This is a genomic window from Bradyrhizobium sp. BR 10261 (assembly GCF_019455395.1).
In the GTDB taxonomy this organism is placed as follows: domain Bacteria; phylum Pseudomonadota; class Alphaproteobacteria; order Rhizobiales; family Xanthobacteraceae; genus Bradyrhizobium; species Bradyrhizobium manausense.
Genome location: NZ_JACOFQ010000020.1, coordinates 69730 through 89452 on the forward strand (window position 1 = coordinate 69730; position 19723 = coordinate 89452).

Annotated in this window: 19 protein-coding genes; 10 read left to right on the forward strand and 9 right to left on the reverse strand. The window is 64.0% G+C overall.

Translation table 11 applies throughout. From position 1 onward, the window contains the following. Positions 1 to 66: 66 nt before the first annotated feature. The gene (locus tag HYH07_RS22845; protein ID WP_220004607.1) at positions 67 to 1236 is read right to left on the reverse strand and encodes an MFS transporter; all 1170 of its coding nucleotides are present in this window, start codon (positions 1234 to 1236) and stop codon (positions 67 to 69) included. A gap of 113 nt (positions 1237 to 1349) precedes the next feature. On the opposite strand from HYH07_RS22845, the gene HYH07_RS22850 reads away from it, so the two are divergent. Then, a complete protein-coding gene (locus HYH07_RS22850; protein ID WP_220004608.1) occupies positions 1350 to 1721 on the forward strand; it encodes a helix-turn-helix transcriptional regulator in 372 nt (123 codons plus the stop codon). Positions 1722 to 1942: 221 nt separating this feature from the next. Here HYH07_RS22850 and HYH07_RS22855 read toward each other — a convergent pair whose 3' ends face one another. Beyond that, positions 1943 to 2644, reverse strand: coding sequence for a class I SAM-dependent methyltransferase (locus HYH07_RS22855; protein WP_220004609.1), 702 nt, complete (start codon positions 2642 to 2644; stop codon positions 1943 to 1945). 104 nt (positions 2645 to 2748) lie between these two features. On the opposite strand from HYH07_RS22855, the gene HYH07_RS22860 reads away from it, so the two are divergent. Further along, positions 2749 to 3273 (forward strand): Dps family protein, encoded by a 525-nt coding sequence (locus tag HYH07_RS22860; RefSeq protein ID WP_057741289.1) that lies wholly within the window; start codon positions 2749 to 2751, stop codon positions 3271 to 3273. Between the two features lie 118 nt (positions 3274 to 3391). On the opposite strand, the gene HYH07_RS22865 is transcribed toward HYH07_RS22860, so the two are convergent. Together HYH07_RS22865 and carA are read right to left on the reverse strand one after the other, a co-directional pair. Next, a complete protein-coding gene (locus HYH07_RS22865; protein WP_220004610.1) occupies positions 3392 to 3913 on the reverse strand; it encodes a cupin domain-containing protein in 522 nt (173 codons plus the stop codon). 203 nt (positions 3914 to 4116) lie between these two features. Then, positions 4117 to 5307 (reverse strand): glutamine-hydrolyzing carbamoyl-phosphate synthase small subunit, encoded by a 1191-nt coding sequence (gene carA / locus HYH07_RS22870; protein WP_220004611.1) that lies wholly within the window; start codon positions 5305 to 5307, stop codon positions 4117 to 4119. A gap of 228 nt (positions 5308 to 5535) precedes the next feature. Here carA and HYH07_RS22875 point away from each other — a divergent pair, with 228 nt between their 5' ends. Next, positions 5536 to 5991 (forward strand): GatB/YqeY domain-containing protein, encoded by a 456-nt coding sequence (locus HYH07_RS22875; protein ID WP_220004612.1) that lies wholly within the window; start codon positions 5536 to 5538, stop codon positions 5989 to 5991. Between the two features lie 226 nt (positions 5992 to 6217). Further along, positions 6218 to 7828, forward strand: a complete 1611-nt coding sequence (locus tag HYH07_RS22880) for an acyl-CoA synthetase (protein WP_220004613.1) — start codon at positions 6218 to 6220, stop codon at positions 7826 to 7828. Between the two features lie 8 nt (positions 7829 to 7836). Here HYH07_RS22880 and HYH07_RS22885 read toward each other — a convergent pair whose 3' ends face one another. Continuing rightward, positions 7837 to 10065: an ATP-binding protein gene (locus tag HYH07_RS22885; RefSeq protein ID WP_220004614.1), complete on the reverse strand. Its 2229-nt coding sequence runs from the start codon at positions 10063 to 10065 to the stop codon at positions 7837 to 7839. A gap of 241 nt (positions 10066 to 10306) precedes the next feature. Between HYH07_RS22885 and HYH07_RS22890 the strand changes: the two genes are divergently transcribed. Then, entirely contained in the window at positions 10307 to 11083 is a 777-nt protein-coding gene (locus tag HYH07_RS22890; protein ID WP_220004615.1) for a DUF2189 domain-containing protein, read from the forward strand. A gap of 125 nt (positions 11084 to 11208) precedes the next feature. Here the strand turns inward: HYH07_RS22890 and HYH07_RS22895 are convergent, their stop codons facing one another. Further along, the gene (locus HYH07_RS22895) at positions 11209 to 11721 is read right to left on the reverse strand and encodes an SRPBCC family protein (RefSeq protein ID WP_220004616.1); all 513 of its coding nucleotides are present in this window, start codon (positions 11719 to 11721) and stop codon (positions 11209 to 11211) included. A 62-nt stretch (positions 11722 to 11783) separates the two neighbouring features. Beyond that, the gene (locus HYH07_RS22900) at positions 11784 to 12098 is read right to left on the reverse strand and encodes a helix-turn-helix transcriptional regulator (protein WP_220004617.1); all 315 of its coding nucleotides are present in this window, start codon (positions 12096 to 12098) and stop codon (positions 11784 to 11786) included. Positions 12099 to 12215: 117 nt separating this feature from the next. Here HYH07_RS22900 and HYH07_RS22905 point away from each other — a divergent pair, with 117 nt between their 5' ends. Both HYH07_RS22905 and HYH07_RS22910 read left to right on the forward strand, forming a co-directional pair. Then, positions 12216 to 13661 carry an LVIVD repeat-containing protein gene (locus HYH07_RS22905; RefSeq protein WP_220004618.1) on the forward strand — a complete coding sequence of 482 codons (1446 nt, stop codon included), beginning with the start codon at positions 12216 to 12218 and terminating at the stop codon, positions 13659 to 13661. A gap of 233 nt (positions 13662 to 13894) precedes the next feature. After that, positions 13895 to 14512: a LysE family translocator gene (locus HYH07_RS22910; protein WP_220004667.1), complete on the forward strand. Its 618-nt coding sequence runs from the start codon at positions 13895 to 13897 to the stop codon at positions 14510 to 14512. Positions 14513 to 14517: 5 nt separating this feature from the next. Here HYH07_RS22910 and HYH07_RS22915 read toward each other — a convergent pair whose 3' ends face one another. Next, entirely contained in the window at positions 14518 to 15324 is an 807-nt protein-coding gene (locus tag HYH07_RS22915; RefSeq protein WP_220004619.1) for an N-formylglutamate amidohydrolase, read from the reverse strand. An 89-nt stretch (positions 15325 to 15413) separates the two neighbouring features. On the opposite strand from HYH07_RS22915, the gene HYH07_RS22920 reads away from it, so the two are divergent. Next, the gene (locus HYH07_RS22920; protein WP_220004620.1) at positions 15414 to 16310 is read left to right on the forward strand and encodes a transglutaminase family protein; all 897 of its coding nucleotides are present in this window, start codon (positions 15414 to 15416) and stop codon (positions 16308 to 16310) included. A gap of 127 nt (positions 16311 to 16437) precedes the next feature. Continuing rightward, positions 16438 to 16836 (forward strand): gamma-glutamylcyclotransferase, encoded by a 399-nt coding sequence (locus HYH07_RS22925; protein WP_220004621.1) that lies wholly within the window; start codon positions 16438 to 16440, stop codon positions 16834 to 16836. Here HYH07_RS22925 and HYH07_RS22930 read toward each other — a convergent pair. Beyond that, positions 16833 to 17396, reverse strand: a complete 564-nt coding sequence (locus HYH07_RS22930) for a chlorite dismutase family protein (protein WP_220004622.1) — start codon at positions 17394 to 17396, stop codon at positions 16833 to 16835. The genes HYH07_RS22925 and HYH07_RS22930 overlap by 4 nt on opposite strands. Before the next feature lie 269 nt (positions 17397 to 17665). Between HYH07_RS22930 and dnaG the strand changes: the two genes are divergently transcribed. Further along, the gene (dnaG, locus tag HYH07_RS22935) at positions 17666 to 19675 is read left to right on the forward strand and encodes a DNA primase (RefSeq protein ID WP_220004668.1); all 2010 of its coding nucleotides are present in this window, start codon (positions 17666 to 17668) and stop codon (positions 19673 to 19675) included. The last annotated feature ends 48 nt before the right edge of the window (positions 19676 to 19723 follow it).

The window sequence follows — 19723 nt, forward strand, 5'->3', positions numbered from 1 at the left end:
GTCTCCCTCGCGCGCGGGTGGGTCTTAGACCAGTTTTCGGGACGGCGAAACCCCGAAAAACGCCCATCAACCAGCAATTTTGACCGGTTTTGGCCGGGCCTGCCAGCCGCGGGCGAGGTGCACCAGAAGCGAGGCCGCAACGCTTGATCCGCCGATCCAGCCGAGGTCATCAGGCGCGAGGGTGGCCAGCACCGCTCCGCCCAAGGCACCACCGATGGCGAAGCCGAGATACATCGCCGAGGCGTTCAGCGAGAGCGCAATCATCGAGGCCTGCGGCTCGATCCGGATGATGCTGGCGATCTGGGCCGGATAGAACGCCCAGCCGGAGAGGCCCCAGAGGAAGATCGCGCCCAGCACCGCGTAATGCGCCTGTCCGGGCAGCAGTTTCAGGACCAGCGAATGTAGAATGAGCGCGCTTGCCATGCCGGCAAGGCCAAGTGCTGCCGTTGCGAGCGTGCCGAGTCGATCGGCGAGGATGCCGCCGAGCATGTTCCCGATCGCGGCAGCGCCACCGAACACCAGCAGGGCAAGGCTGATTTGCGAGGCATCGAAGCCGAGGCCGCGCAGCGGCACCGCAAAATAGGTGAACACTGTGAAGCCGCCCAGCGCCCATAAAATCGTGATGGCGAGTGCAATCACGACATTGCTGTGACGCGCCACCGCCAGCCGTTCGCTGAGCGAAGCGGTGTTCCGCGGCAGGCCGCGGGGCAGGCCGAGCAAGAGGCCAGCCAGCGCGACCGCGCCGATGATGGCAACCATGGCAAACGTCGCGCGCCAGCCGAGCAGGCTGCCAATGAGATTGCCCAGGGGCACGCCGATGACGGTCGCGACCGTGAGGCCCGAGGTCACCAGCGCAACAGCGCGGCCACGCCGTTCCGGCGAGGCGACAGCAACCGATACGGCGAGAGCTGTCGGCATGCACAGCCCGGAGCCCAGGGCCATCAGCATGCGCGAGGCCAGCAGCAGCGCGTAGTTGGAGGCCACCATCGCCGCGAGGTTTCCGGCAATGAAGGTCGTCAGCGCCAGCGCCAGCACGGTGCGACGGTCGATGTTGTTCAGCGCCACCGCCAGGATCGGCGAGCCGACGGCGTAGGTGAGGGCGTAGGCGGTGACCAATTGGCCGGCGGCCGAGACCGAAATCGACAGGTCGCCGGCGATCGCCGGCAAAAGCCCAGCAATGACAAAGCCTTCAGTGCCGATCGCGAAAGCCCCCAGGGCCAGCCAGAACACGCTCATTGCTCGAATTCCTATGTTCAATGTTTATTGAACTATCGAATAAGTCGATTCAGGAGTCAATCAGTTCAAGAACTATTGAACATTGAGCCCGCATCGCTATGATTCCTCACATCATGAGCCGCACCCCTCCTCATCCCACGCGAGAGCAGATCGAGCTGCCGCGGGTCCTGGATTGTCTGAGCGATCCGATCCGATTGGCGATCGTGTATCAGCTCGCACAGCAGGAACGTGTCAGCAGCGAGCTCTGCTGCGGCGACTTCAACGGTCTCTCTGGCAAGTCGAACCTCACCTATCACTTCGCAAAGCTGCGCGATTGCGGGCTGATGCAGACCCGCGTGGCAGGCACGAACCGCTTCATGCGGCTGCGCCGCGAGGATCTCGAGGCGCGCTTTCCGGGCCTGCTCGACGCCGTGCTCAAGTCGGCGGCCAAGGACGCGGACAGGCTTCAGCTCGTTGCGGAGTGCGATGTGGTTGAGGCGAAGTAGCGCGCTGCGCCACGCCCGGCTTCGCCCTTCGGGCTTCGCCGAGGCAGCCTTCGCTACGACAGGGCTCGCCTAGCCGAAGCCGGCGAAGGCTGGAGACCCGGCCTGGATTTGAACCAGGATGAAGAGCGATGCACCGCTCTCGCGTAGACGCTTCCGCCACCGGGCCGCGGCGATCATTGCCCGATAGAGCTGCGACAAGCCACCTCAGGTGGTGGTTATGCTTAACGCACCAGGGGTGGCCGGGCGATGAAGGTCATGCGCCAGCGGTTGTGGCCGATATTGGTGTTGGCACGCTGGCTGGCGAAACCCGCCGCCTTCAGCTTGGCGGTGATCTCGTCCTCACTGTAGCGCTGCAATCCGATGCGCGAGCGCAAATGACGGTAGTCCGACAGCGCGGTGCTGATCAGCCCGATCAGCGCATCTTTCAGAAAGCCGTGTCGCAGTCCGAAGGACAGCAAGGCCGCCACGTCCCTGAGCATCCCGACATGCGGCTGAAGGATATCGCCCAGCACCAGCTTGCCTGATGGCTTCAGGATCCGCCTGATATTGAGCAGCGCGGCATCGAGCTCCTCGGATGTCATATATTGCGCGACCGAGTTCATCACGACGAGGTCGATGGATTGGTCCGGCATCTTGCGCACGTCGTCGAGCGAGCGGACGCGGATCTTGGTGTCGGGCGCAAACCGAGCGATCAGACGGCCCCGCACACCGGGCGCGGGCTCGGCCAGGATCAGCTGGCCGCAGGCGGTCGCCACCTGGCTCGCCGAGAGCGCCTCGCCACAGGCATAGTCGAGCACGATCGCGTCAGGCGAGGTGATGTAGCCGATGATGTCCCGCGCGATGATCTGGAAGTGCAAATCGCGGTGCAATTTGCTGACATAGATCGTATGCGTCGAGTCGTAATAGTCGATCCAATCGTCCATGAGATCCCGCCCAGTGGTTCCTGTTGAGGAACCGCGCTGCCCGCCTTGCGTTAGGGGTGCGACGGCGCGCCGTCAATGTCCGCGTCCTAACAGGAAGGTTTCCCGTGAGCAAAGCCCCCAGCAAGGTCTCGCCCGATCTCGATACCCCCACCGATCTGCAGCCCCAGGCGGTCAACAAGGTGTCCGAGGCGCTCAACGTGCTTCTGGCCGACGCGTTCGCGCTGTACCTCAAGACCAAGAATTTCCACTGGCACATCAGCGGCCGGCATTTTCGCGACTATCACCTGCTGCTCGACGAGCAGTCCGAGCAGATCTTCGCCACCACCGACCAGCTCGCCGAGCGCGTCCGCAAGATCGGCGGCACCACGTTGAAGTCGATCGGCCAGGTCGCCAAGCTCCAGACCATCAAGGACAACAACGAGGACTACGTCCCGCCGCGCGAGATGCTGCGCGAGCTGATGCAGGACAACAAGCATGTCGCCGCCAGCATGCGCAAGGCGCACGAGGTCTGCGACGACGCCGGCGACGTCGCCAGCGCCAGCATCTTGGAGGTCTTCATCGACGAGACCGAGCGACGAACGTGGTTCCTGTTCGAGGCAACACGGCAGGAAGGCGCGAACGAAGCGTAAGGGTACACTGCCGTAGGGTGGATTAGCCGAAGGCGTAATCCACCACGTCTGTCTCAGCGGAAACGGAAGAGGTGGATTACGCTTCGCTAATCCACCCTACCGATCTCGCGCTTTTTGGTTATCGCCACAACCGCATCAACGCGCCGTGCTTCCCCGTCACCGGATCGGCCGGCGGCAACGCGATCTTCGGGATCGTCTGCAACGCCTTGGCGTGGTTCTCGGGTGTTGCCCGCGTGATCTCCATCTTCGATCCCGGCGGATAAGCGCCAATCACGCAGAAATCATCGCTCGCCGTGATGCATTGGTGTCCGGTGCCAGCAGGCAAAATCGCGACGTCGCCGGCCTTGATCTCCAGCTCCTGGCCGTGATCGCCGCCAAAGCGAACACGGGCATGGCCGCGCGCGACGCCGAGCACCTCATGCACGGTCGCGTGGTAATGCAGATAGTCGTAGACGCCGTTGCGCCACGTGCCGCCCCATCCGTTGGTTTCGAACAGGTTTTCGATGGTTCGTTCGGGCTGCTTCGGATCGAGCGTCACCGCGCCCTGGTAAATGAGGAAGGGAAGGATGTTGTTCGGCACGAGCCCGTCATCCTCGAACAGGATGGCGAGCGGCTCGGCATAGTCGCGGACGACGGACATGACAGGACTCCTGCACGGACGTGGCAGGATTCAACGGGCATTGCCCGCGCTGCGTTCCTCCCCTGTCCCGGACGCGATGCAGCGTGCAACGCTGCGTCGCAGAGGCGGGACCCAGCGGGCCGCGATATGGGCCCCGGTTCTGCGGTGCATCACGCCGCGAGGAGCGGCGTGATGCACCGCGCCCGGGCACGAGAGATTTAGCCTTATGCGCTCTTCTTCTGCCGCATCAGATCGGCAAAGCGCTGGAACAGATAGTGCGAGTCGCGCGGACCGGGCGAGGCTTCCGGGTGGTACTGCACCGAGAACACCGGCTTGCCGTCGAGCTGGATGCCGCAGTTGGACCCGTCAAACAAAGAAATGTGGGTCTGCGTCGCGCCCTTGGGCAGCGTCCTTTCGTCCACGGCAAAGCCGTGGTTCATCGAGGTGATCTCGACCTTGCCGGTGGTCTCGTCCTTGACCGGATGATTGGCGCCGTGATGGCCCTGATGCATCTTCTTGGTCCTCGCGCCGACGGCAAGGCCCAGCATCTGGTGGCCGAGGCAAATGCCGAAGGTCGGCGTGCCCGACTTGATGACGTCCTGGATCACTGGCACCGCGTATTTGCCTGTGGCGGCCGGATCGCCCGGGCCGTTCGACAGGAACACGCCGTCGGGCTTCATCGCCAGAATGTCTTCGGACGAGGTCGTCGCCGGCACCACCGTCACCTTGCAGCCGACGCCGGCGAGCAGGCGCAGGATGTTGCGCTTGATGCCGTAGTCGATCGCGACCACGTTGAACTCGGGCTTGTCCTGACGGCCAAAACCCTTGTTCCACAGCCAGGGTGTCTCGTCCCAGGTAAAGCGCTGGCCTGACGTGACCATCGGCACGAGGTCCATGCCCTCGAGACCGGGCCATTCGCGCGCTTCTTCCTTCAGGCCATGCAGGTCGAACTCGCCGTCCTTGGCGTGCGCGATCACCGCATTGGGCATGCCCTTGCTGCGGATCAGCGCGGTCAGCGCGCGGGTGTCGATGCCGGACAGGCCGATGATGCCGCGCGCCTTCAGCCAGGCGTCGAGATGCCTGGTGGCGCGGTAGTTCGAAGGATTGGTGATCGCGGTGCGCAGGATCACGCCGCGCGCGCCCGGCGTCGCGGCCATGTTCACCGTCTCGATGTCTTCCTCGTTGGTACCGACATTGCCGATATGCGGGAAGGTGAAGGTGATGAGCTGGCCGGCATAAGAGGGATCGGTGAGGATCTCCTCATAGCCGGTCATCGCGGTGTTGAAGCAGACTTCGCCGACGGCTTGGCCTTCGGCGCCGAGACCAAAACCTTCGAGCACCGTGCCATCGGCAAGCACGAGGAGCGCGGTCGGTCTATGGTCCGGCCAGGCGGGATCGTTGTCATGTTGTGTCATGAGCCCGCTTCATAAGCCCCCCACGGGCGCCCGTCAAAGCAGGAAACGCCGGATTCACATGCGTTTTTGCATATTTGACAGGTGTCTTCAGGGACTTAGGGTGGGGCCTGAAATTTTGCGCCGTTTTGGCCGTCAGGCGGGAAACAATGAACCCCCGGTGACAGGTCCACACTGGCCTCTTTCCCACGAACGGCTTAGATCAGGGCGACAGATCAAGAGGATACGATCATGCTGCGCGACGACATCAACAATGCGGTCAAGGAGGCCATGAAGGCCAAGGACGAGCGCAAGCTCTCCACGCTGCGCATGGTCAACTCGACCATCAAGAACGCGGACATCGACGCCCGCGGCCAAGGCAAGCCGCCGCTGTCCGACGCCGACTTGCTCGCCGTGCTGCAGAAGATGATCAAGCAGCGCCAGGAGGCGGTCGAGCTCTACGACAAGGGCGGCCGCGCCGAGCTTGCCGCACAGGAGCGCGAGGAAATCGCGGTGATCTCGGCCTATCTGCCGAAGCAGATGGCAGAGGACGAAGTGAAGACGGCGATCTCCGATGCCATCGCCGAGACCGGTGCTGCCGGCATGAAGGACATGGGCAAGGTGATCGCGGTATTGCGCGCCAAGTACGCGGGACAGATGGATTTTGGCAAGGCCAGCGGGTTGGTGAAGGCGGCGCTGTCGGGCTAGGCCGTCATTCCGGAGCGACGCGAAGCGTCGAACCCGGAATCCATCGTGCCACCAACTCTGTTGATCAATGGATTCCGGGCTCGTGCTCCGCACGCCCCCGGAATGACATCGAATGGAGCGTCATGCGGGCTTGTCCCGGGCATCCACGGCTTTAGAGTGTCGCCAAAAACAAGAGCGTGGATGGCCGGGACAAGCCCGGCCATGACGCCGCCGCCGGGAAACGACCATGCTCACCGAAGCCGCAACCTACGACGAGCTCTACCGCAACTTCCGCTGGGACATCCCAGCGCGCTTCAACATCGCGGATGCGTGCTGCGACCGCCATGCCGACGGAACCGGCAGGCTTGCGCTTGTCTATGTCGACGAAAACGGTGCCACCACGCGCACCTCGTTCGACGAAGTCGCCGAGATGTCGCGCCGCTTCGCCAATGTGCTGAAGGCGGACGGGTTAGTCCGCGGCGATCGCGTCGCGGTATTCCTGTCGCAGTCGCTGGAGCTGCCGATCGCGCATATGGCGGCGTTCCGCTCCGGGCTGATCTCGATCCCGCTGTTCGCGTTGTTCGGCGAGGATGCGCTGGAATTCCGCCTGTCGAATTCGCAAGCGAAGGCGATCATCACCGATGAGGCTGGCTGGGAGAAGCTCACCAAGATCCGCGATCGGCTGCCTTATCTGCAGGACATCTACATCACGAGCGGTGCCGTCCACGCCGGCGCGAAACCGTTCTGGTCGGCAATCGAAACCGCGTCCGAAGATTTTGCGAATGTCGACACATCCGCCGATGATCCAGCGCTGATCATCTACACGTCGGGTACAACGGGCAACCCAAAGGGCGCGCTGCACGCGCATCGCGTCGTGCTCGGCCATCTCCCCAATGTCGAGATGTGTCATAACTTCCTGCCGCGCCCTGGCGATCTGATGTGGACGCCGGCGGACTGGGCCTGGATCGGTGGTCTCATCAACGGCCTGCTCTCGTTCTGGTATCACGGCATTCCGCTGGTTGGACATCGCGCGCGAAAATTCGAGCCGCAGGCGGCGATGCAGATGATGGCCGATCTCGGCGTCCGCAACGTCTTCCTGCCGCCGACCGCGCTGAAGCTGATGCGACAGGCGGGCGTGAAACACGCGGGCGTCAAGCTGCGCAGCATCTTTACCGGCGGTGAATCGCTCGGCGGCGAGCTGCTCGGCTGGGTGCGGGACACCTTCGGCGTCGATGCGCACGAAGTGTTCGGCCAGACCGAGTGCAATCTGGTGATCGGCAGCAACTCCAATCTGTTTCCGATCCGGCCCGGCTCGATGGGCAAGGCGACGCCAGGGTTCGACGTCCGCATCGTCAACGACAAGGGCGAGGAGCAGCCACGCGGCCAGCGCGGCATCATCGGCGTGCGCCAGCCATGTCCCGTCACCATGCTCGAATACTGGCGCAACCCGGACGCGACAGCGAAGAAATATGCCGGCGAATTTCTGTTGACCGGCGATCTCGGCGTGCAGGATGAGGACGGCTATTTCTGGTATGTCAGCCGCGAGGACGACGTCATCACCACGGCCGGCTATCGCGTCGGCCCGTCCGAGATCGAGCACACGCTGATGAAGCATCCGGCGGTGGCGATGGCGGCGGTGGTCGGCATTCCCGATCCGATCCGCACCGAATCGATCAAGGCCTGGATCGTGCTGCGCCCGGGTTTTGCCGCTGACGATGCGCTCGCGCGCGAAATCCAGGAGTTCGTCAAGGTGCAACTCGCCGCCCACGAATATCCGCGCTACGTGGAATTCGCCGAGACCTTGCCGATGACGGCGACAGGAAAGGTGCTGCGGCGCGAATTGCGGGCGAGAGGTTAGAGCGTATTTTAGCGCGGCGGCGCCGACAGTGTAGACCGCAGCATCGCGGCAAGATCCTGCCGCTTGAACGGCTTGGTCAGAATGCGGGCGTCGACGCCGTCGGGCATCTTGACCGGATTCTGGCTGTAGCCGGAGGTGAACAGCACCTTGAGACCGGGCCGCAGCGCCGTCGCCTGCCGCACAAGCTCCGGCCCGAACATGCCGCCGGGCATCACGACGTCGGTGAGCAGCAGATGGACGTCGCCGGGCTTTTGCAGCACTTCCAGCGCCGCGGGCCCGTTCGACGTCGTGATGACGCGGTAGCCGAGCGTTCGCAGCTCATTCTCGACATAGGCGCGCACCATGTCGTCATCCTCGACGACGAGAATAGTCTCGCGTCCGTCGGGGACCGCGATCGGTTCTGCCGGAGCCGAGGCTTCGTCGTGTGCTGCAACGATGCGCGGGAAGAATAGCCTGACGACGCTGCCTTGCTTCGGCTCGGATTGTAGCTGCACCAGACCGCCTGACTGTTGCGCAAATCCGTAGACCATGCTCAGGCCGAGGCCTGTGCCCTTGCCGACCTCCTTGGTGGTGAAGAACGGCTCGAACGCGCGGCTCGCGACATCATCGGCCATGCCGCAGCCTGTATCGGTCACAGCCACCATGACGTAGTCGCCGGGCCGCGGCTCGCCGTTGACGTCGAGATCGGATGGACCGAGCGAATTGTTGCGCACCTCGACCGTCAGTTTGCCGCCCTCAGGCATCGCGTCGCGCGCGTTGAGCACGAGGTTGAGCAGGGCGGTTGCGAGCTGGCCGGCATCGACGCTGGCCCGCCACAGATCTGCTCCAAAGGCAAAGCCGCATTCGATGTGCTCGCCGAGTGATCGCCGCAACAACTGCTCCATGCCGACGACCTGCTCGGCGATGTCGATCTCGCGCGGCCGCAACGGTTGCTTGCGCGCGAAGGCAAGCAGGCTGCGCGTCAGGTCGGAGCCGCGCTCGGCCGCGGTCGCGATATCGGCGGCGATCCGCTGCAATTCCTTGTCGTCCGCCAGCCGGTCGGCGAGATGCTCGGAGTTGCCCAGGATGACGGTCAGGAGATTGTTGAAGTCGTGCGCCACGCCGCCGGTGAGCTGGCCCATCGCCTCCATCTTCTGGGACTGGCTGAGCTTGTGGCTGAGATCGGCGATGGCGGCGCGCTGCTGCTCGAGCGACTCGGCGGTGCCGTTGAGCAGCATCATCAACCCACCAAGCTCCCCGCGCGGATGCGGCGGTGGAATCCGTGCGCTGAGATCGCCGAGCCCGAGCCGCTTGGCCATCGCCGCAAGCCGGCCGACCTGGCGCCCGACGCTGACCGTCGCCAGGATCCAGACACCGGCGAGCAGCAGCAGCGAGGCCACAGTGAGGATCGCCAGATCCTCGTAGAGCCGGCGGTTGGCGGCGGCGACCAGCCCGTCCTTGGAGCGCCCGACCAGGATATAGAGGCCGGCCTTGCGGATCGACGGCGACCGGGCGACGGCCCAGACCTGCGTGCGGCCGTCGCGATCGGTGAGCTCGCGAGAAGGTTCACCGTCGGCCGCTGCCGCAAAGCGGAACAGATCAGAGCCAGCGATCGAGGCGCCGATCGGATCGCTCCAGCCGCCGCGCGTGGGGGCCACCAGCACCGTACCCTTGCTGTCGAGGAACAGGATCTCCTTTTCGGCGAGCAAGCGCCTGTCGTGAAACTCCGCGAACTTGTTCAAGTTGAACGAGGCAAGCAGGATGAATTTCAGCGCGCCGGCGTCCGAGCGCACCGGATAGGCAATCTGGAGGACCGATAGTCCCGTCAGGCGGCCGAACACCGGCTCCACCGCGACGGCTCCTTGCGAGACCTTGGCCTGCTTGAAATAGGCACGGTCATTTAGATCGAGCCTGCGGTTGGTCCGGAGCGAGTCGCAGAACAGGCTGCCGTCCGGATTGATCGTCAGGATTCCCGTGAACTGCGGATATTCTTCGCGCACATCGGACAGGAAGGCAGAGCATGCCGCCTTGTCGCTTGTGTCGAGGTCGCGGGCGCGAGCAAGGCCATAGTGAAGCTGGGCCGTGCCCTGGATCTTCCCGCCGAGATCACTCGCGATGTCATCGGCCGAGGCAACAAGATTGGCCAGCGCAGCGTTGATCTCGCTGGAGCGGTTCTGCACGAAGCGCAAGCCGACGAGGCTCGCCGGTACCAGCATGGCCGCGATGACGAGGATCAGTAACCGGGTACGCAGGCTCATCGATTGGCCGGTCCGCTGTTCGCGTGTATATGTTTGGAGGTACAATTTGCGGCACGATCGTCGGCCCCGTCCATAGGCATCGACGCGAAATTGCCCGGAACGCTAAAGATTTTGTCACGCGTGCATCGCGGCGACGCTACAATCGCTCCGCCATCCGGCGTCAAGTTGCGCCCGGGCGCAGTGACGCTAATATCGCGGCCTGCGCGCGACAAAAGATCGCGCCGATGCGCGGAGGAAGCTGATGTCCATCTCGGGCAAGGTCGATCCGGTGGTGCGCCCCGTTGCGGCGACCGATATCGCCGAGGCGCTGGCGGAGGGCCTGCGCGATTTCCAGGCGCTGCCGCTTTACGGGCTCTGCTTCGGCGCGCTCTACGCCGCCGGCGGCATCACCATCATGCTCTGCCTCACCGCCTTCGGCATGGTCTATCTCGTCTATCCCTTGGCCGCCGGTTTCGCGCTGATCGGGCCGTTCGTGGCCATCGGCCTCTACGAGGTGAGCCGCCGCCGCGAGCGCGGCCAGCCCGTCTCTTTCGGTGCGATCTGGTCCGCGATACGCTCGCGCAGCGAAATCGGCTGGATGGCCTTCGTCACGCTGTTCGTGTTCGTGATCTGGATGTACCAGGTGCGGCTGTTGATCGCTTTGTTGCTGGGCCTGCACGCCTCGTTCTCGAGCTTGCAGGAATTCATGACGGTGGTGCTGACCACCAATGAGGGTTTGCTGTTCCTCGCGATCGGCAATGCAGTCGGCGCGGCGTTGTCGTTGATTCTGTTTTCACTGACCGTGGTGTCGTTTCCGCTGCTGCTCGATCGCGAGGTCGATTTCGTCACCGCCATGGTGACGAGCGTGCGTGCGGTGGTGACCAGTCCGCTGCCGATGGTCGGCTGGGCCGCCGTCATCGTGATGCTGCTGATCGTGTCGGCGCTGCCGTATTTCCTCGGCCTGGTGGTAACGCTGCCGGTGCTCGGGCATGCGACATGGCATCTTTACCGGCGCTTGGTGGTGCCAGTGCCAGGCTAGCGGGGCGCCCGCAGGGCGAACCCGGAATCCATTGTTCCACCAACTCTGCTGCGCGATGGATTCTCAGGTGCGCAATTGCGCACCATAGCTCGCGCTCCGCGCGCCCCGGAATGACAAGGTCAGGCCTACGGCGTCTTGATCCCCATCGCCTTCAGCGCATCCAGCATCCGCTGTGGCGGCCCGAGCTTGACGACGAGTGGCTTGCCGGTCTCGAGCAAGCTCTTGAGGCTGGACAGGATCGCTGGCCAGCCCGACCGTCCGCCGGACAGGATGTCATCGCTGAGCGGACGATCGTGGCCTTCGCTCATGGTCAGCCGGACTGCGTCGCCGACCTGCTCGATGTCGTAAGTGACGAGGGTCGGCCCCAGCTTCTCGATCAGCTCGGGCCAGTTGACGTTGAAGGTCACCGCCAGCTTGCGCGGCGGATCGTAAGCGAGCACCTCGCCGCTGATATGCAGGGCGCCGTCGGGTGTCCGCACGATGAAGGCGCCGCCGAGCCGCGGCTCGACCTCCACGGTATTGCCGAAGAAATATTGCCTGCTGAACTCGGCCGAGGTCAGCGCCTCCCACACCTTCTCCGGCGTGGCGGCGATGTAGATGCTGTAGACAGTCAGGGGCTGGAAGTTGTCGAGGTTCATTTCGCATCAAATCCCTTGTTGAGCGCTGCGCGCGGGATATAGGTGACTAGACGAATTGCGGCTTACTCATCACGCTTCTCCAGCTGGCGTTTCAACTCGCTGAGTGCGGCGAGCTTGCTGCGCTCGAATTTCCTGATCCAACGCTCGCCGATCTGGTGGATCGGCACCGGGTTGAGATAGTGCAGCTTCTCGCGGCCATGCTTGATGGTCGTAACCAGATTGGCCTCTTCCAGGATAACCAGGTGTTTCGTCACCGCCTGGCGCGTCATCGCCAGGCCCTCGCAAAGCTCGTTCAATGTCTGGCCGTTCCTGGCGTGAAGCCGGTCCAGCAGCGACCGTCGCGACGCATCGGCGAGCGCCTTGAAGACCTCATCCATGGCGGCGATAATATGCAACTAAATGGTTGCATGTCAAGATGGTGTCTTTGGCGCGTGCGAGCGGCCGTGCTAGCGTTGAAGCTCAGCCAGCGCAGATTGGTTCCGGGGAGGGCTTTGATGTTCCGTTGCGTCCTGACTGCTGCGGCCCTCGTCCTTTTCGCCGGCAGCGCTTCTGTTCACGCCCAGAAGCAGACCATCGGTGCGCCGCCCGAGGCATCGAACATGAAGCTGGTCGGCAGCAACGATCTTCAGGCCCGCAGCGCCTATCAGCCGACCATCCATCATCAGGGCGACCGCTGGATCGCCTATATCGGCCACCACGGCGGCACCGACGACGTGCCGGCTCCGGTCAATCCGATGACGGGCAATGCCGAGCCGAACGGCACCTCGATCCTCGACGTCACCGATCCCGCGCATCCCAAATATCTCAGGCACCTGCCGGGACAGCCGGGCAAATATGAATCCGGCGGCGCGCAGATGGTGCGCGTGTGCGACGGCAAGACCTTGCCGAAGGGCGATCCCAACGCGGTCTACATGCTGCGCACCTTCGGCAGCGAGGCGCATGAGATCTGGAACGTCGCCGACCCCGCCAATCCCGTGATGATCACGCGTCTTGGCGGCCTGAAAGACACGCACAAGAGCTGGTGGGAATGCGACACCGGCATTGCCTATCTCGTCTCGGGCGCGCCGGACTGGCGCACGCGGCGCATGACGCAGGTCTACGATCTCTCCGACCCCGCGCATCCGCAGAAGATCCGCGATTTCGGCCTGCCCGGCCAGGAGCCCGGCTCGACCGGCGCGGTGCCGACCGAATTGCACGGACCGATCTCGACCGGGCCCGACGGCAACCGCGTCTATTTCGGCTACGGCACCAACAAGGGCGGCATCCTGCAGATCGTCGATCGCGAGAAGCTGCTGACGGGGCCGAAGGAGCCGACGCCGGACAATCTGCGCTTTCCGGAGATCTCGCGGCTGCCGATGTCCGCCTTCAACGGCGCGCACACCACGTTCCCGATGCTCGACATGCCCGTGGCGGAATTTGCCGAGGACAAGGACGGCAAGACCCGCGACATCGTCATGATCGTGGATGAGGCGATCCTCAACGAATGCGGTGAGGCGAGGCAGATGGTGTGGTTCGCCGACGTCACAACCGAGGCGCGGCCGATGATGATCTCGAGCTACACCGTGCCGGAGGCGAGCGGAAAGTTCTGCCAGCGCGGCGGCCGCTTCGGCTCGCACTCCTCGAACGAGAGCATGGCGCCGGTCTATTACAAGAAGATGGCCTTCATCGCCTTCTTCAATGCCGGCGTTCGCGCGCTTGACGTTCGCGATCCCTATCATCCAAGGGAAGTCGGCTATTTCATCCCGGCGATCACGAGCGCCACCGACAAGCGCTGCATTCCTGTTGAGGGCGGCGAGCGCTGCAAGGTCGCGATCCAGACCAACAATGTCGAAACCGACGACCGCGGCTACATCTACATCGTCGATCGCGCCAACACCGGCCTGCATATCATCGAATTGACCGGCCCCGCGCGCGCCGTTGCCGGCTTGCCGAAAAATTGACGATGCGGCGCGGTGCTTCCACCACCTCTGCTGTCATACCCCGCGAAGGCGGGGTATCCAGTACGCCGCAACCTCTCCGTATCTCATGAAGGTCTCGGCGTACTGGATCACCCGCCTTCGCGGGTGATAACACCCCTGATTGCAGGGCCTCTGTGTCACACAGTGATGACTTCCGTTCCTGCTCTTCTCATGCATTAATAGCTGCAAACGCCATCGCGCAGAGTCCTCCCATGATGTCCATGCAAGCCTATCTCGCCTTTATCGCTGCCTGCATTGCGCTGGCGCTGCTGCCGGGGCCGATCGTGACCCTCGTCATCGCCAACGGCCTGCGGTACGGCACACGCTCGGCGCTGACCAACATTCTGGGCGTGCAGATGGGGTTGCTGATCGTGATCGGCATCCTTGCGGTCGGCCTCACCACCTTGATGGCGACGATGGGCTATTGGTTCAACTGGGTGCGCTTTGCGGGCGCGGCCTATCTGGTCTGGCTCGGCATCAAGCTGATCCGCTCGCCGGTCGAGGGCGTCAACGCCGACGCGCCGCCGCCTCCGCCGCGCGGTGGCTTCCTCTTGCAGGGCTTCGTCGTCGCGTTGTCGAACCCGAAGCTGCTGGTGTTCTTCGGCGCGTTCATTCCGCAATTCATGGACATGAGCAAGGATCATTTGTCGCAGGTCCTGGTGCTTGGCATCACCTTCATGGTGCTGGCCGGCTTGACCGACGGCATCTACGCGCTGCTTGCCGGCCAGGTCCGCGGCTTCTTCTCGGCGCGCCGCACCCGCCTGGTGTCGCGCGTCTCCGGCGGCTTCATGATCGGCGGCGGAATCTGGCTAGCGCTGATCCGGGCCAAATGAGCATGCTAGCCGACCAGCAGCGCCGGTCTCAGCTCCGCCTCGATCTCCGCAAAGATCCTTGCCAGCCGCTCCGCCCATTGCTGCTGGCCGGATTGATCCGCGATCAGATCCTGGCGGATCTCGATGCCGGTGTTGACGAGACCGCGCGCCTCGCCATGAACGGGAATGGTGTAGTCGCTGAGATCGCTCACCGCATAGGGCTCGTTGTCGCCGACGACGAGATCGCCCTCGCTGCGTAAGTGTTTCAGCAGCAGCTGCGGCAGCACCTTGTCGTGATTGTACAGCGCGCCGATGTGCCAGGGCCGGGCGACGCCCGCATAGACGGGCGTGAAGCTGTGCAGCGACACCAGCACCGTCGGCCGCTTCGCGCGGCTCCGGCCGTCGATCACCGCATCGATGCGATCATGATAGGGCTGAAAAATCTCGCGCCGCCGTGCCGCGCGCTCACCGTCCGAGATTCCTTCGTTGCGCGGGATCGCGGTCGCCTCCGATATCACGGGGATCGAGCTCGCGACAGCGGGTGGACGGTTGCAGTCGATCACCAGCCGCGAATAGCGCTGTGCGATCAGATGCGCGTTAAGCATGTTTGCCAGCCGCTCGGAGACGCCGGCGATGCCGATGTCCCAGGCGATGTGCCTCGTTAGCTCGTCTTCCGATACACCGAGATCGCCGAGCGCCCGCGGCAGACTACGGCCGTAATGGTCCGATGTGAGCAAAAAGGGCGATGTGCCCTCTGCATTCACCTCATGCACTGGCGGAATATCGCCGTCGCCTAGTAGTTGATCCGTCGCCTCGGCTGTGTTGAAAGCCATTCCTGATTGCCTGTGGAAAAAGCAGTCGCCCCGGACATTGGGCAAACATTAACAATGGGCCTGCCCAACATCACCTTGATCTCCCGACGATGCCGCTGCTGACGATTCATCACAAGACCGAATATCGCTACTATCGTCCCGTGGCCTTCGGCGAGCACAGATTCATGCTGCGTCCGAGCGACGGCCATGATCTGCGCGTGCTCGATTCCAGGCTCGATATCTCGCCGAAACCGATGTCGCTGCGCTGGATTCACGATGTGTTCGGCAATTCGGTCGCGATCGCCGATTTCGACGCGCGCGCGGACAGGCTGGTGTTCGACTGGCACGTCACCGTCGAGCACAATCCCGTGGACGAGTTCGCGCTGACGCCCGACGATCCCGCCTATTTCTATCCGTTCGCCTATGACGATGCGGAATTGCCCGATCTCGTCCAGTACATCACGGCGCAATATCCCGATCCCGAGGGCAGGATCGCGGCATGGGCACGCGGCTTTCTCGACGAGAATGCGCCGTCGCCAACCTTCGACATCCTCAGCCGCATCACCCACGCCGTCCGCAAGCAGTTCAAATACCAAAGGCGTCACGCGCCGGGCACGCAGAGCCCGTGCGAGACTTTGCTGCGGGGCACCGGCACCTGCCGCGACTACGCGCTGTTCATGATCGAGGCGCTGCGCCGGCTCGGCATCGCCGCGCGCTTCGTCTCCGGCTACGTCTTCGTGCCCAAGGACATCGCGCAGCACCATGTCGGCGGCGGCTCGACCCATGCCTGGGTGCAGGTCTACTTGCCGAGCGCGGGCTGGATCGAGTTCGATCCGACCAACGGCATCGTCGGCACCCGCGACCTCATCCGCGTCGCCGTCGCGCGCGACCCGCGCCAGGCCATCCCGCTGCACGGCATCTATATCGGCACCCAGGATGCGTTCGACGTCATGGATGTCAGCGTCAAGGTGGTCGCGGCCGAGGAGCTGGAAGCGGCGGTTGCGTAGACGGGCTGTTTCCTTCGTCATTGCGAGCGAAGCAATCCAGGCTGTTTCCGCGGAGGGACTCTGGATTGCTTCGCAATTTTGTCGCGGGCTCCTCGCAATGACGGCGTGGAGAGTTTATAGACACCCCATGACCTCCGACCGTCTCTTCGTCTACGGCACCCTGATGCGCGGCTTCGACCATCCGATGGCGCGGCTGCTCTCGCAGCATGCGGATTTCCTCGGTGAAGCCACCTGCCGCGGCCGGCTCGTGCTGGCGAAGCACTATCCGGGATTGCTGTTGTCCGAGGTGTCATCGGATATCGTGCATGGCGAGCTGTTCGCCTTGCGCGCCGGCGATGAGCTGTTGCGCGAGCTCGACATGTACGAGGCCTGCGGCGAAGGCTTTCCGGAGCCGACCGAATATCTGCGGCAGCTGATCGAAGTCACCGGCGCGGATGGCGTTGCGGAGAAGGCCTGGACTTACGTCTACAACTGGCCGGTCACCGGCCTGCCGCACATCGAGTCCGGCCGCTTTCTTGACCATTAAGCCGACAGCACTTCCTTCACCACGCGCACATCGAGCTCGCGCTCGACATAGCTCCATTCCTCGGTCCGCCTCAGCATCCCCACCAGCTCCTCGAACAGCGAGGCATGCGCGGGGGAAAATTCGAACCAGGTCAGGAAATCGAAGGGCTCGCCGAGGTCGCGGCAGTGATAGAGCTGGCGCGCGATCGCGGGCAGGAAACGCATGCTGCTGGCGATATGGTGCGACCTGTCTTCAAAGATCTTGCGCCGCTCCTCTTGCGTGAGATCCCACCAGGCCTGCGATTTGCGGATCGGAATCAGCGCCGCGCTCGTCGCTTCCAGCCGGCCGAGGCCGGCCTGCATGGCGACGAGTTGCTGCTTCTCTGCTCGCTCGGTGTAGCGCAGGCTGCTCGGCACGCCGATCAGGCGCCAGGCATTGCGCGAGGGCACCACCGGCAGCGCGACGGCGTCGCTGTCGGTCACCGACAGCGCCGGCATGAAGGGCAGGGGCTCGCCCGTCACAGGCGACATCGAAGTCACGCGCCAGCCCCCGCTCTGGCCACCCCGAAAGGTCCTGAACATGGCGCTATCGAAGCGTGGAACCGGGCGGGGTTCAAGCTTTTCCCGTCATTCCGGGGCGCGCCCCTTGGCGCGAGCCCGGAATCCATTGTCCCGCGGGAATGCTGGAGAAATGGATTCCGGGTTCGATGCTCCGCATCGCCCCGGAATGACCGCCCCTGTGCATAGGTCGAATAGTCAGGATAACCCAGCTAAACCTGACTTCTGGCCGCCCCGCACCTATATCCCAGATCCTTCGCCCGACTCACCCCGGTTCGCGCTACACCATGGCCATGCGCTTCACGCCCCAATTCCTTGACGAGCTCCGCGCCCGGCTTTCGGTCTCCGAGGTCGTGGGCAAGCGCGTCAAGCTGAAGAAGGCGGGGCGGGAGTGGAAGGGACTGTCGCCGTTCCAGCAGGAGAAGACGCCGTCCTTCTACGTCAACGACCAGAAGGGCTTTTACCACGACTTCTCCTCCGGCAAGCACGGCGACATCATCACCTTCGTGATGGAGACCGACGGTGTGCCGTTCGGCGAGGCGGTCGAGCGGCTCGCCGGCATGGCCGGGCTGCCGCTGCCGGCGGTGACGCCGGATGCGGCGCGGCACGAGGAGCGGCGCCGCACGCTGCATGACGTCATGGATCTCGCCGCAAAGTATTTTGCGGAAACGCTGGCCTCGCGCTTGGGTGCGAAGGCGCGCGGCTATCTCGCCGACCGCGCCATTTCGCCTGCGACGCAATTGCAATTCCGCCTCGGCTATGCCTCGCCCGATCGCTTCGCGCTGAAGGAGCATCTCGGCAAGCTCGGCGTCTCCGTCGAGGACATGGTCGAAACGGGGCTGCTGGTTGCCGGCGACGATATTCCCGTACCCTATGATCGCTTCCGCGATCGCGTGATGTTTCCGATCACGGATTTGCGCGGCCGCGTCATCGCCTTCGGCGGACGCGCGCTGGAGAAGGACGTTCCGGCAAAGTACCTGAACTCGCCGGAGACGCCGCTCTTCCACAAGGGCGACAATCTCTACAATCACCAGACCGCCCGCAAAGCCACCCATGATGGCAGTCCGCTGATCGTGGTCGAAGGTTATGTCGACGTCATCGCCATGGTCACCGCGGGCTTTGCAGGCGCGGTCGCGCCGCTCGGCACCGCGCTCACTGAAAGCCAGCTCGCGCTGCTCTGGAAGATGGCGGACGAGCCGATCCTCTGCTTCGACGGCGACCGCGCCGGACAGAAGGCGGCTTATCGTGCCGCCGATCTCGCGCTGCCGTTTCTCGCGCCCGGCAAAAGTCTTCGTTTCGCGCTGCTCCCCGAGGGGCAGGACCCCGACGATCTCGTGCGCACCAGTGGCCGCGGCGCGATGGAAGAGGTGATTTCGGCGGCGCGTCCGCTCGCCGACATGCTGTGGTCGCGCGAGCTCGAAGGCGGCAACTTTGCCACGCCCGAGCGCCGCGCCGCGCTGGAAGCGCGCATCAGGGAATTGTCGAACGGCATCCGCGACGAGGTTGTCAGGCGCTATTATCGCGACGAGTTCATCGAGCGGCTGCAGCGCACCTTCTCGCCGGACGGCGGGCGCGGCGGCTTTGCTGGCAGGGGTGGTTTCCGCCAGGGGGGCGGCGGCCGCCCGTTCCAGCCCCGCGGCGGTCAGGCGAATCGATTCGGCGGCCAAGGGTTTGGAGGCCGCCGGGGCGGCCCGCCCGGCCCGGCGCCGCTGCCATCAGGCCCCTACCAGGCGGCGAGCCCCCAGCTGGCGGCGAGCCCGATCATGCGCGGCCAGCGCAGCGCCATCTCCCGGCGGGAGGCGCTGATTCTGCAATGCCTGATCAACCACCCCTGGCTGCTGCATGACCATCTCGAGGAGGTGGCAGCCCTGGAGATCGCCCATCCCGAGGCCCACAAGCTCCGGGCCGCCATTATCAGCGCCTTTGTCAACGACCACTACCACTCCCCGGACCCCGAGGAGCAGGCCGAGAAGATGCGCGGCGACCTCGAAAAAGGTGGATTATCTCAGGTTCTTCAACGGGTTGAGGGCGCCATCACCACCGCGGCGGTGTGGGGCGCCCGTGAGGGGGCGGCACGGGACGACGTTCTCTCGACCTGGCATCAGCTCGTTGCCTTGCATCGGCAATGGCATTCACTACTTAGAGAGCTGAAAGACGCCGAGCTGGCCTTGGGGGAGGACCCCAGCGAGGCCAATTTGGCGTGGCTGCGTGACGTCAAGGCTCGGATAGGAGAGGTCGACGGTACCGAGGCCCTGATCGAGGGTTTTGGCGAGCTGTCGGGCAGGTTCCAGAAGAGCGTGTGATGAAAGATTCATGCGGACGGCCGGGTTAGGTGTCGCTAAAAGACTCGC

Coding starts and splice junctions, on each gene's coding strand:
- dnaG (WP_220004668.1), top strand. CDS start 17,666: ATGCGCTTCACGCCCCAATTCCTTGACGAGCTCCGCGCCCGGCTTTCG.
- carA (WP_220004611.1), bottom strand. CDS start 5,307: ATGACACAACATGACAACGATCCCGCCTGGCCGGACCATAGACCGACC.
- HYH07_RS22900 (WP_220004617.1), bottom strand. CDS start 12,098: ATGGATGAGGTCTTCAAGGCGCTCGCCGATGCGTCGCGACGGTCGCTG.
- HYH07_RS22885 (WP_220004614.1), bottom strand. CDS start 10,065: ATGAGCCTGCGTACCCGGTTACTGATCCTCGTCATCGCGGCCATGCTG.
- HYH07_RS22850 (WP_220004608.1), top strand. CDS start 1,350: ATGAGCCGCACCCCTCCTCATCCCACGCGAGAGCAGATCGAGCTGCCG.
- HYH07_RS22925 (WP_220004621.1), top strand. CDS start 16,438: ATGACCTCCGACCGTCTCTTCGTCTACGGCACCCTGATGCGCGGCTTC.
- HYH07_RS22855 (WP_220004609.1), bottom strand. CDS start 2,644: ATGGACGATTGGATCGACTATTACGACTCGACGCATACGATCTATGTC.
- HYH07_RS22880 (WP_220004613.1), top strand. CDS start 6,218: ATGCTCACCGAAGCCGCAACCTACGACGAGCTCTACCGCAACTTCCGC.
- HYH07_RS22930 (WP_220004622.1), bottom strand. CDS start 17,396: ATGTTCAGGACCTTTCGGGGTGGCCAGAGCGGGGGCTGGCGCGTGACT.
- HYH07_RS22915 (WP_220004619.1), bottom strand. CDS start 15,324: ATGGCTTTCAACACAGCCGAGGCGACGGATCAACTACTAGGCGACGGC.
- HYH07_RS22905 (WP_220004618.1), top strand. CDS start 12,216: ATGTTCCGTTGCGTCCTGACTGCTGCGGCCCTCGTCCTTTTCGCCGGC.
- HYH07_RS22865 (WP_220004610.1), bottom strand. CDS start 3,913: ATGTCCGTCGTCCGCGACTATGCCGAGCCGCTCGCCATCCTGTTCGAG.
- HYH07_RS22845 (WP_220004607.1), bottom strand. CDS start 1,236: ATGAGCGTGTTCTGGCTGGCCCTGGGGGCTTTCGCGATCGGCACTGAA.
- HYH07_RS22910 (WP_220004667.1), top strand. CDS start 13,895: ATGTCCATGCAAGCCTATCTCGCCTTTATCGCTGCCTGCATTGCGCTG.
- HYH07_RS22890 (WP_220004615.1), top strand. CDS start 10,307: ATGTCCATCTCGGGCAAGGTCGATCCGGTGGTGCGCCCCGTTGCGGCG.
- HYH07_RS22895 (WP_220004616.1), bottom strand. CDS start 11,721: ATGAACCTCGACAACTTCCAGCCCCTGACTGTCTACAGCATCTACATC.
- HYH07_RS22875 (WP_220004612.1), top strand. CDS start 5,536: ATGCTGCGCGACGACATCAACAATGCGGTCAAGGAGGCCATGAAGGCC.
- HYH07_RS22920 (WP_220004620.1), top strand. CDS start 15,414: ATGCCGCTGCTGACGATTCATCACAAGACCGAATATCGCTACTATCGT.